Below are 12,360 nucleotides of genomic sequence, written 5' to 3' on the forward strand. Positions count from 1 at the left end.
TGTATACGGGCTGCGGCCAACTAAGAAACTTATGCGAAAGTTGAGTTATATTGGTATGAGACTGTCAAAATTAACGGTTTCACTTCATGCTCAATTTCCAAAAAATATAACAGTTCCCGCGTCGGCAATATTTTTATTACATATATGCAACAGTTATATTTTAACGCCCATTGTATTCAATAAAAGGCTATTGCTTTCAAGAAGATATCATGTATAATCAGTACTGGAATGATAATGATAATCATTATCATTATCATTCCAGTGCAATCAAAGTCACAGGAACGTTAGTCGTTTACAATACATATACGAGGAGATGTTTCCATGGAGCGATTAGAATGTTTGGATATTACGATTATTGGCGGCGGACCTGCTGGTCTATATGCTGCTTTTTATAGTGGAATGCGAGATTTGAACACCAAGATTATTGAATTTCAGCCTCATCTCGGAGGTAAAGTTCATGTGTACCCCGAAAAGTTAATTTGGGATGTTGGAGGATTAACACCTGTTACAGGAGCAACACTTATTGAACAAATGGACGCACAAGCACGCACATTTAACCCAGAAATTGTTTTGAATGAAAAAATCACTAAAATCGATAAGACCGAGGATGATTTATTCCTCTTAACAGCTGAAAGCGGGCAGCAGCACCTAAGTAAAACTGTAATCCTTGCTGTAGGTGGGGGGATATTAAAACCGATAAAAATGGATATTGAAGGGGCAGAGCGCTTCGAAGTAACAAATTTGCACTATACGGTACAAAGCCTTGGGCAATTTAAAAACAAAACCATTATCATCTCCGGTGGCGGAAATGCGGCCATCGATTGGGCCAATGAATTGGAACCGATTGCCAAGGAGATACACCTCGTACATCGGAAAAATAAATTCACCTGCCATGAGTCACAAGCAACACAAATTATGAATTCTAGCATCCATGTGCATTTAAACACAACAATTGATAAGCTGCTTGCAAAACAAGCGGCTAATGAGATAAGTGCTGTCCGATTAAAAAACCATCGAACTAACAGTTTTAAACAAATTAATACGGACGCTGTCATCGTAAGCTATGGCTATGAGCGAGAACTGACCTTTATCAAAGAGAGCCCTTTAAATATTGCATTGGAAAATGAATACTTTGTAAAAGGTTCTTCAAAATCACATTCGAATATTGAAGGGCTATATGCCGCAGGTGATGTCTTGTCCTTTGATGGGAAAGTACATTTGATTGCAGGTGCTTTTGTCGATGCAGCCAATGCAGTTAATCAGGCAAAAATGCTGGTTCATCCGGAAGCAACGGCAAGTGCCAGAGTTTCTTCACATAATGATAAATTCAATAAGAAAAATAAAGCTTTACTTCAACAATTATACCAAGGATAACGAATGTCTAAAAATAAATACTATATTGGGGGATTACGATGTTTAGAAGGAAAAAATGGCTATATTTATCAGGTATGCTTATCCTCTCACTATGCTTAACAGCTTGTGGAGGAACAAATAATTCAGAAGATAATAAGACCAGAGAGTTTGAGACTGTTAAAGGAACCATCGATGTTCCAGATAAACCAGAACGAATTGTCACTGATTATTATGGCGGTGAATTGCTTTCTGTCGATGCAAACGTAATTGGGGTTGGGCCTAGTGCCTTTGATAACCCTTTCCTTACTGATTTATTAAAGGATGTAGAAGATGTTGGTGACCCGATTAATCCGGAAAAGGTGTTGGGATTAGAACCCGATCTCATTGTTGTTATGTATGATGATGATTATGAAGCATTGTCAAAGATTGCCCCAACCGTTTATATTCCGTATGGCACCACAGAAGATATTGATGAAACAGTCGACCTTTTTGCCGATCTAACTGGAAAGAAAGAGGAAGCAGCGCAATATCTTGCTGATTTTGAAGAAAAGGCTGCGGAAGGACGTGACAAGCTAAAAGGCATCATTGACCCGGAAGATACTTTTGGTATTTACGAACTAACTAACAAAGGCGAACTATGGATGTTTGGTGATAATTTCGGACGTGGAGGCCAGGTGTTATATAATGCACTGCACTTAAACATGCCTGATAAAAATACAGGCGAGGAAGGAACAGAACAGCTTTCCATGGAGGTATTACCAGATTATGCTGCAGATTACATGTTTTTAACAACCTATGACCCTGAGAATGATGGGGAGGCACTGAAAGACTTACGAGAATCATCTATTTGGAAAAACCTGGATGCCGTTAAAAACGATACAGTCTTCTATAATGACTTTGACACATTTTACCCCTATGATCCAATTTCTGTTCAGGGTCAAATTGACCTATTTGTAGATATGATTGTAGATCGATATAATGAGGAACAATAAGAAGAGGGGGTTATCCTAACCATAGGATACCCCCCCTCTTCATCCAATCCCAGGCTGTTAATAGATCGTTCTTAAAGATTTATTATGCAGCTGATCGACTGAGTAAATATAAAAAGTATGGAGCACCAATAATTGCAACGATCACGCCTGCTGGTATTTCTGATGGCTGTAGGATTGCTTTACCAATCGTATCAGCAACAATTAACAATAATGCACCTGCAATGGCTGATGCTGGCAAAAGAAGACGGTGACCCGATCCAATTAACCTTCTTGCCAGATGGGGTCCAATGAGACCGACAAAACCAATTCCTCCACTCACTGATACACAAGATGCCGCTAAACCAACAGCAACCGCTAATAGCTTTAAGCGCTCTTTCTCCACCGGAACACCTAAACTTGTTGCAAGACTATCACCAAAACTCAATGCATCCATTGTTCTTGCTTTGGAAAAAACATATGGTAACAGAATAACGATCCAAGGAAGAAGGGTTAGGACAAATCGCCATTCTGTTCCCCAAATTCTACCTGCAAGCCAGACAGCTAGTACATCATATTTCTCAGGGGGTAATCGTAAAGAGATAACCATCATTATCGCGCTAATACCAGCTGCTACTGCAATTCCAGTTAAAATCAGTCTGTTTGGCAATAACCCTTCCTGTTTCTTATACGATAATGCATAAATGATTGCCGCTGTGATAACACCGCCAATTAATGAAAGGAATGGTAATAATAAGACTGGAATATCCTGGTTTGGCGGATAAAATGTCATACATAAGACAATTGTAAGTCCTGCCCCTGTTGTGATGCCGAGAATCCCTGGATCTGCTAAAGGGTTTCTTGATATTCCCTGTAGTATACAACCTGATACAGCAAGCCCTGCACCAACCAATATAGAAATCACGATCCTTGGCAAACGGAATTCAAACAAAATTAAGTTTTGCTGTGCCGTGCCTCTCCCGATTAAAGTTTGCAACAATTCTGCAGGAGATAATCGGATTGCACCAATATTTACACTAATAATGAGCGTCAGCAAAATCAATAAAATAAATACCGAAAGAACGGTCATTCTACGTATCTTTACCTTTTTATCATATTTACTTAATTGCTTTGTGGTCTGCACTATAGTGACCTCCCTTCTCTTCTTGCAACATATAGAAAGAATGGTACGCCAATTAATGCAAACAAGGCCCCTATTGGTGTTTCATGCGGCGCATTGATCATACGTGCACCAATGTCTGCTATACAGGTAAGTAGCCCCCCTATTACTGCTGAACAAGGTATAATCAGTCGATAGTCAACGCCTACAATATATCGGACAAGATGAGGTACTACTAGCCCTACAAACCCAATTGGTCCCGCTACAGATACCGCTACACCTGCTAATACGAGCACAATAATAAAACCAATAATCCGGATGACATTTGTACGTTGTCCCAATCCTGTTGCGACATCTTCCCCGAGACTTAGAAGGGTGATTGAGCCGGATAAGATAATCGCAGCAACCATCGCACCCGTAATCCATGGGAACATCATTTTTAATTGTGACCACTTCACTCCAGCGACCCCACCAGCAAACCAAAAGGCAAGGTCCTGACTAAGATTGAAATAAATGGCGATGCCTTCACTCAAAGCAGTAAAAAGAGCTGTTACAGCTGCCCCAGCAAGTACAATTCGGACTGGTGATGCTGATTTTGTCGACAAGGAACTAACACCATACACTAGTGCGACACTGATACTTGCGCCAACAAATGAAAATAAAATTAAATAATTATATGGTAAGCCGGGCAAAAATGCATAGCAGATAGCTACCATAAATATAGCTCCGGCATTAAGACCTAATAATCCCGGATCTGCCAACGGATTACGCGTCATTCCTTGCATCATAGCTCCCGCAACGGCAAATGAAGCGCCAACTAAAATACCCGCTAAAGATCGAGGTAAACGAAGCTCCTGAATAATCGAATGTGCTGTTACGTTAGCATCGTAATGAAAAATTGCATTCCAAACCGTTGAAATATGTATATCTGCCGCCCCGACAGAGATTGAAAGTGCAAGTCCAAGGGCCAATGCAGCCAGCCCACCTACAAGAACTGCCATCGCTGCCAATGGATGTGAATGTATTCCTGTATCTTTTGTTTTAGCCGTTGTTCGTATAGACATTTTTCACTTCCTTCGTTTCCTATAGATCGAAACCTCTCTTTCAGATGACAATGATAATCATTATCAATTTAATCTTAGCAATCACTGTCTATTTTGTCTATATTTTTTGTTAGAAAAACCAAGAAGGCACTTGGTCCTTTTGGATCTCTCATCAAGTAAGATGTCCGTTCCAGGTAGTCGCTGAGACCCCGCAAGAAAAGTGGGATTCTTTTCTGAAGAGGCTCAAGTAGCAAGCCTGTGGAAAGCGAAGTATATTTCTGCAACGAAAGAGATTATAACACCTTTCGTTTATGCTTTCCTATCACAAAAAAGGCTAAGCCTCAATATTTTGAGAAACTTAGCCTTTTGCTTTACTCTAAATACATTTATTGCTCAATTACTTCTTTTCCACGCATGTAAGGACGTAGCACTTCTGGTATTACGACAGAACCATCCTCCTGTTGATAGTTCTCTAATATAGCTGCAACAGTACGTCCAATTGCTAATCCCGAGCCATTTAATGTATGAACATATTCTGGTTTTCCTTTTGCATCCCTACGGAAGCGAATGCCTGCACGTCTTGCTTGAAAGTCTTCAAAGTTCGAGCAAGAGGAAATTTCACGATACGTGTCCTGGCTTGGAATCCAAACTTCAATATCATATTTTTTCGCTGCGGTAAAGCCTAAATCCCCTGTGCACATGCTCATGACTCGGTAGGGTAGCTCAAGTAGTTGTAATACCTTTTCAGCGTTTCCAGTTAAGGTCTCTAATGTTTGATAAGATTCCTCTGGTTTGGAAAAATGGACCAACTCCACTTTATTGAATTGATGCTGACGGATTAATCCGCGTGTATCACGGCCTGCAGATCCTGCTTCAGAGCGGAAATTCGCACTGAACGCAACATACTGTTTCGGTAAGTCAGTTAGAATTTCATCGCGATGATAATTGGTTACAGGTACTTCAGATGTCGGGATCAGAAAATAGTCCGTATCCGCGATTCGAAATGCATCTTCTTCAAATTTCGGCAATTGTCCTGTTCCGGTCATGCTTGTTCGATTCACCATATAAGGTGGGAGTATCTCTTCATAACCATGCTCATCCGCATGCAAATCAATCATGAAATTGAACAGTGCACGTTCCAATCTTGCACCAAGTCCTTTATAAAACACAAACCGACTGCCAGTAACCTTTGCCGCTCGTTCAAAATCTAATATATCCAAATTTGTAGCAACATCCCAGTGGGCTTTTGCTTCATAAGCAAAGGTAGGGAGCTCACCCCATTTACGTACTTCCACATTATCGTCTTCATCTTCACCAATCGGCACACTTTCATGTGGAATATTGGGGATAGAAAGCATGATATGATCAAGTGCTGCTTCCGTTTCCTTCAATTCCTTATCAAGTGTCGAGATTCTATCGCCAACCGCTCGCATCTCTTTAATCGCTGCATCAGCATCCTTTTTTTCCTTCTTTAATACAGAGATTTGCTTCGTAACTTCATTACGTTTTGCTTTTAATGTTTCTGTTTCCGCTATTAGTTCTCGTCGTTTCTCATCGAATTCACCAAATCGGTCAAGCGCTGACAAGTCTTCACCACGATGGGTTAATTTTTCCTTAACGTCCGCAAAATTGTTTCGTAAAAACTTCATATCCAACATTTCCAGTTCCTCCTTGATTTAATTAGATTATTGTTTTGGCATACAAAAAACTCCCGTCCCAAAAATAGGGACGAGAGTATGATTCCCGCGTTGCCACCCTTGTTGAAGAGATTTACTCTTCCGGCTCACAGCTTTAACGGTACTTAACCGGGTTTGTCTAATAACAACGGTGTTCAACAAACCAGTTCAAGGATGGATTCACAGTTTACTCACATCGATTTACACCAACCATCGACTCGCTGTAGAAAGTTAGACTGTTACTGCTTCCTCTCAATACTTTTACTCATTTTTACTCTAATTATATTATATCATAGTCAAATTACATTGAAGATGCAAGTGTTTCTTTTGATTCTTCCACCATATCAACAAAATATGCAATAAATCGATGATCATCTGTCAACTCCGGATGAAAGGCTGTACAAACATAATGTCCCTGTTTAGCAACAACAATACGATCCTGGTAGGTTGCAAGTACTTCAACTTCTGGTCCTACTTCCATGATGTATGGTGCACGAATAAAGATCGCATTAAAGTCATCTGCAACATGGCTAATTTCAAGTGTTGCTTCAAAGCTAGCCACTTGCCTGCCAAATGCATTACGAGCAACCTTCATGTCCATTAGGCTGAGATGCGCAGCTGTTTGACCGTCAATTTCACTCGCCATCAAAATCAAACCGGCACAAGTGCCAAAAATGGGCTTATTCTGTTCACCAAATGCCTGAATTGCAGTGAAAAAACCGTAACTATCAATCAGTTTACGCATTGTCGTACTTTCACCACCAGGTAAAATCAGCCCATCAATCTCATCCAGCTGTTCTTTTCGCTTTACTTCAATAGCTTGTGCACCACATGCCTCTATCGCCCGTATATGTTCTCTGACTGCACCTTGTAATGCAAGTACACCAATGGTCGTCATACAGATTCCTTCTTTCTTACTTTTAAAGAAAGTATATAATTTTTCAGTGAAAATTCTAGACTATTTGTCATGAATAGCTATAACACCTGTAACACCCAGCATGGATAAACCACCACTTGTGTTTTTTGTTATTCGCTACGATCTTGCATGCGATCTTCCGCAGCAAGTGTACTCATTTCAATTCCTTTCATGGCAGCACCTAAATCTTTAGAAAGCTCAGCAATTAATTTATAATCCTGATAATGGGTTGTTGCCTCTACAATTGCCTTAGCAAACTTTTCCGGATTGTTTGATTTGAAAATCCCTGATCCGACAAAGACACCATCTGCACCTAATTCCATCATTAACGCTGCGTCTGATGGTGTCGCAACACCACCTGCTGCAAAGTTAACTACTGGTAAGCATCCCGCCTCACGGATTTCCAATAATAAGTTATATGGTGCACCGATATCTTTTGCAAAGGTCATCACTTCATCTGCTGACATGGCAGTGAGCTGACGGATTTCGGATTGAACCTGACGCATATGGCGTACAGCCTCTACAATGTTTCCTGTGCCCGGTTCACCTTTTGTCCGTAGCATGGATGCACCTTCACCAATACGGCGTGCTGCTTCTCCCAAATTACGGCAGCCACAAACAAATGGTACTGTGAAATCAGATTTCCTTAAATGAAATACATCATCTGCAGGTGTTAGAACTTCACTTTCATCGATATAGTCCACACCCATTGCTTCTAACACACGCGCCTCGACAATATGCCCGATACGCCCTTTAGCCATCACTGGAATAGAAACTGCATTCATTACTTCCTCAGTAATTGTTGGATCGGCCATACGAGCAACTCCGCCCGCCGCACGAATATCTGATGGGACACGCTCTAAAGCCATCACAGCAACTGCCCCTGCCTGTTCAGCTATTTTCGCCTGCTCCGCGTTAATCACATCCATGATTACGCCACCCTTTTGCATTTCTGCCATTCCACGTTTCACACGATCTGTACCAATGTTTGTCATTTTATTTCCCCCTTATGTTTTTCTTCGGCGTTCTAATTCATCTTAGCAAATACTGTAGTTAAAACAATCCTTTGACCCAGTCAACCGCTGTTGTAAATAGATCAGCGAAAAATCCACCAATCGCACCTAATGTAAGCATAAACCAATTCGCCTTATCTACCGCTTTATCGGTTACCAAATCTATTGAACTGGCTTTGTCGGTAAAAATATAACCGTAGTCATCTTCCCCATCATAAATGACCTCTGCCGTACCAATTTTATCACCCTTTTTAATAGGGGCTTTCAGTTCGCCATCTGCATTCAGCTTCTTTTTATCAATAGCGTATTTAATGCTGTATAATTCCTTTTCATCCTCTTTTACCGGAATTGTAACAGCTTCTTTAATAGAAGCCTTTACAGTTTTGTCTTTCCCTTTTGCTACCGGAATCTCAGACTCACCTTTCACCTGATACCCAGCAGGGAATAGTTCCTCTGTCTTAAATTTTGAAAAACCGTAATCCATCAATTTAGCTGTTTCTTTAAAACGCTTGTCCTCACTATCTGTTTTCATTACAACAGAAATTAATCTTTTCCCATCTCTTTCAGCTGTTCCGGTAAAGCAGAAACCAGCAAGATCGGTATGTCCTGTTTTTAGACCATCCATACCCTCATAATAATATTGCTTTAAGTAGGATGCATCATGTTTAAGCATCCAGTTTAAATTTTCTACCTTTTTATCTTCAAATTCTACTTCCGTTTCACCAGAATATTCTAGCGCTTCAGGGTAATCATTAACTAGATGATAGGCAAGTAATGCTGCAGATCTGGCAGACAATAAGTTGCTCCCATCTGGGTCTGTTCCTTCCGGATGGTTTTCCTCCAAAAAGGAGTTTTCTAATCCACTGGCATTTACAAATTCATATTCAGGAAGACCCATTTCTTCCCCTTTTTTATTCATTAGTTTTACAAATTCGCCTTCAGATCCCGCGATCAATTCTGTAAGTGCAATGGTTGTCGCATTATCAGAGAAAACAGCCATTGCCGTATATAAATCACGTACCGTATAATCTTTATTCTGTGTCAATCCAACTCCGGAAAATGATGCATTGGCAGAAATACCATATGGATAATCACTGATTTGTGTTGTGGTATCCCAATCAATGTCACCTTTTTCGATTGCTTCCAAAACAAGATACTCTGTCATCATTTTTGTCATACTGGCCGGGGGTAAAGCTACATCCGGATTTTTCGCATATAAAACTTTTCCTGTTTCCGCATCAACTAATATCGCCGATTCGGCGTCCAAATTGATTGAATCCGCTGCTTGCACAGTAAATGGTTGTACAACAAACGACATCATCAATACGAGTCCTACTAATAAAAACGACAAACTTTTAGTACATTTCTGTTTCACTTTCTCTACCTCCGCCAAATACTTTTTCCTTTATTTTTTAAAACGTGTACCTTTGTTATTTTACCACATAAAAAAACAAAAAAATAGACGGGAAATCATTCCCATCTATAAATTCTGTGACATTTCAATTTCCTTATGTCAGCTACTGCCCCTATCTTGGCTAATTCAGTAGTGGCCACTTGTATGTGGGTTTTCGCTTAAAACTGTCCGGGATGTTCAAGACATCAATGTATTTTTATCCCTATTGTAAAGAGTAATTAGGTGCTTCCTTTGTTATTTGTACATCGTGTGGATGACTTTCACGTAAGCCGGCATTGGTAATCCGGACAAATCGAGCATCATTTCGTAATGCTTCAATGGTTCCTGTACCACAATACCCCATACCTGCACGCAAGCCGCCAACTAATTGATGAACGGTATCTGCCAAGCTGCCTTTATATGCCACTCTTCCTTCAATTCCTTCTGGTACAAGTTTCTTCGTTTCAGTGGATTCTTGGAAATAGCGGTCTTTCGAACCGGCCTTCATCGCGCCAACTGAGCCCATTCCGCGATACACTTTATATTGTCTTCCCTGGAAGATTTCAGTTTCTCCTGGGCTCTCAGCAACACCGGCAAACATGCTTCCCAACATGACAGCATGCGCTCCAGCTGCTATTGCCTTTACGATATCACCGGAATATTTTATCCCGCCGTCTGCAATAACAGGGACACCATATGCTGCTGCAGCTAGTGCACATTCATGTACTGCAGTAATTTGCGGTACACCAACACCTGCAACAACACGTGTTGTACAAATCGATCCAGGTCCAATACCAACTTTCACAATGTTGGCACCCGCTTCTATTAACGCTTTTGTCGCTTCTCCAGTAGCCACATTTCCGGCAACAATATCTAAATCTGGATACGCTTTTCGGACTGCTTGTACCTGATCCATGACACCTTTTGAATGTCCGTGTGCTGTATCAATAACAATAACATCGACACCAGCTTCGACGAGCTTTTCAATACGTCTCATGCCGTCGTTTGTTACACCGACAGCTGCACCTACTAATAACCGGCCTTGTTTATCCTTGGCAGCGTTTGGAAATTCGATTACTTTTTCAATATCTTTGATCGTAATTAAACCTTTAAGCACACCATGTTCATCAACAAGTGGTAATTTTTCAATTTTATGTTGTTGTAACAACTTTTCTGCGTCATTTAAAGTCGTTCCTACTGGTGAAGTTACAAGATTCTCACTCGTCATTACTTCTGAAATTAAAATGGAGTAATCTTGAATAAAGCGCAGATCACGATTTGTCAAAATACCGACTAATTTCTGTTCTTCAATCGTATTGACAATTGGTACACCAGAAATTCGGAATTTCCCCATCAGATGTTCTGCATCATATACTTGATGTTCTGGAGTAAGGAAAAATGGATTTGTAATAACACCACTTTCAGAGCGTTTTACACGATCAACCAGTTCTGCCTGATCCTCCATTGACATGTTCTTGTGAATGACGCCAAATCCACCCTGACGAGCGATTGCGATAGCCATTTCTGCTTCCGTTACTGTATCCATACCAGCACTAATGAACGGTGATTTTAAATGAAGACTGTCAGATAGCTTTGTATCCAACTGTACATCCTTTGGCAATACCTCTGATTGATCCGGCATGAGTAATACATCATCAAATGTTAAACCTTCTTTAGTAAATTTATCTTCTCGCATCATGATCCTCCTCCAATTTTATATAAAAAAAATAATGGATAATGAAGTAATATCTTATCCATATGTATGTAAATAATGAACTTGGTCAAGCTATTCAGGTAATTCTATTTTTATATACAATACGCTAACAATGGCGCTTTTTCAACCCATGATTCTTTTCCCATTAAAAATAAATAGATTCTAAATATTTTAATAGCTAGGAGGGTGGAGCGATGGAAAAAATAAATGAATTTTATACCTATCTAAATTGCCAACAAACTGCACAACACTATTTATTTCAGTGCTATCAAAAAATACCTGGGATTGACGCTGTTACAAAGAGCTATGAAAATTGTAATGCATTTATGTATTATCTTGACCACGGGAACCGATTTTATGAAAATAGTGGAAAAGTCGATCTATTCGCACGTCCTGTATTACTGTTCTACGGCATGATTCACTTGCTTAAAGCCTGTCTTTTAACAAAACGCCCCAGTTATCCGGAATCAACTGCACTTTTAGCACACGGCGTTTCAGCAAGGAAGCGAAAAAGAAAAAATTACACCTTTATGAAAGATGAAGTGAAAGTGCAGCATCATGGGCTATTCCCTTACTGTGCAGAGCATTTATTTTCCAACAGGCAATTACCATTTGAAAAGATTGATATGGGAAAATTATTTTCCTTGATTCCTGAATTGAATCACTTGTTCACTTTTCAAGATAATGAACAAATGGTTGTAGTCAGTACGGTGGGATCACGTTTTTTCCAGTTTCCAGTACAGCTATTAGACAGTTACCATTTAACAGCAAGTGCATTTAAAAAGCGTTTAGCAACACATCTACCAGAAATAAAACAATTGGAACTTGATGATTCGCATATACAATTAGAACTTACCAAGCCGCTCGACACAATAGATGGTCCTTTTTATGTTCACACCAATAAAGATATTTACTTCCCGATGGATCGAGAACATTTTTTACCACTTCCTGAAGTAATGGTACACTATTTACTTTTATATAATCTGAGTATGCTGTGTCGTTACGAACCCGAATGGTGGGGAGATCTGTTGGTCACAAAGTCAGATATTGACTATCCATTTATCGTACGATTTTTACAACTTACAGCAAATAAAATTCCTTTATTACTTGGTATGGAATTGCATCAACAACTGAACAAAAAATAGGGTGACACAAGCAAAGAAT

Annotated in this window: 10 protein-coding genes and 1 other annotated feature; of the genes, 3 read left to right on the top strand and 7 right to left on the bottom strand. The window is 40.0% G+C overall.

The features are described from left to right. Window positions 1-321: 321 nt before the first annotated feature. Entirely contained in the window at window positions 322-1,374 is a 1,053-nt protein-coding gene (locus tag JOC34_RS18240) for an NAD(P)/FAD-dependent oxidoreductase (protein ID WP_205138224.1), read from the top strand. A gap of 38 nt (window positions 1,375-1,412) precedes the next feature. Then, the gene (locus JOC34_RS18245; RefSeq protein WP_205138225.1) at window positions 1,413-2,345 is read left to right on the top strand and encodes an iron-hydroxamate ABC transporter substrate-binding protein; all 933 of its coding nucleotides are present in this window, start codon (window positions 1,413-1,415) and stop codon (window positions 2,343-2,345) included. Between the two features lie 82 nt (window positions 2,346-2,427). Here JOC34_RS18245 and JOC34_RS18250 read toward each other — a convergent pair whose 3' ends face one another. From JOC34_RS18250 to guaB, 7 genes are all read right to left on the bottom strand, one after another. After that, window positions 2,428-3,411 (bottom strand): FecCD family ABC transporter permease, encoded by a 984-nt coding sequence (locus JOC34_RS18250; RefSeq protein ID WP_205138289.1) that lies wholly within the window; start codon window positions 3,409-3,411, stop codon window positions 2,428-2,430. A 53-nt stretch (window positions 3,412-3,464) separates the two neighbouring features. After that, window positions 3,465-4,505: a FecCD family ABC transporter permease gene (locus tag JOC34_RS18255; RefSeq protein WP_205138226.1), complete on the bottom strand. Its 1,041-nt coding sequence runs from the start codon at window positions 4,503-4,505 to the stop codon at window positions 3,465-3,467. Between the two features lie 365 nt (window positions 4,506-4,870). Beyond that, window positions 4,871-6,142 carry a serine--tRNA ligase gene (serS, locus tag JOC34_RS18260; RefSeq protein WP_205138227.1) on the bottom strand — a complete coding sequence of 424 codons (1,272 nt, stop codon included), beginning with the start codon at window positions 6,140-6,142 and terminating at the stop codon, window positions 4,871-4,873. A 63-nt stretch (window positions 6,143-6,205) separates the two neighbouring features. Then, window positions 6,206-6,425 (bottom strand) — a binding site (T-box leader). Between the two features lie 36 nt (window positions 6,426-6,461). Then, entirely contained in the window at window positions 6,462-7,058 is a 597-nt protein-coding gene (gene pdxT, locus JOC34_RS18265) for a pyridoxal 5'-phosphate synthase glutaminase subunit PdxT (protein ID WP_205138228.1), read from the bottom strand. 128 nt (window positions 7,059-7,186) lie between these two features. Further along, window positions 7,187-8,071, bottom strand: coding sequence for a pyridoxal 5'-phosphate synthase lyase subunit PdxS (gene pdxS, locus JOC34_RS18270; RefSeq protein WP_205138229.1), 885 nt, complete (start codon window positions 8,069-8,071; stop codon window positions 7,187-7,189). 58 nt (window positions 8,072-8,129) lie between these two features. Continuing rightward, the gene (locus JOC34_RS18275; RefSeq protein WP_420856172.1) at window positions 8,130-9,464 is read right to left on the bottom strand and encodes a serine hydrolase; all 1,335 of its coding nucleotides are present in this window, start codon (window positions 9,462-9,464) and stop codon (window positions 8,130-8,132) included. Window positions 9,465-9,705: 241 nt separating this feature from the next. Next, on the bottom strand, window positions 9,706-11,178 hold the full coding sequence (gene guaB / locus JOC34_RS18280; RefSeq protein ID WP_205138291.1) for an IMP dehydrogenase: 1,473 nt from the start codon (window positions 11,176-11,178) through the stop codon (window positions 9,706-9,708). Window positions 11,179-11,390: 212 nt separating this feature from the next. Between guaB and JOC34_RS18285 the strand changes: the two genes are divergently transcribed. Beyond that, window positions 11,391-12,341 carry a YaaC family protein gene (locus JOC34_RS18285; RefSeq protein WP_205138230.1) on the top strand — a complete coding sequence of 317 codons (951 nt, stop codon included), beginning with the start codon at window positions 11,391-11,393 and terminating at the stop codon, window positions 12,339-12,341. Window positions 12,342-12,360 lie beyond the last annotated feature (19 nt).

This window comes from Virgibacillus halotolerans, from assembly GCF_016908515.1.
Classification (GTDB): Bacteria; Bacillota; Bacilli; order Bacillales; family Amphibacillaceae; genus Virgibacillus_M; species Virgibacillus_M halotolerans.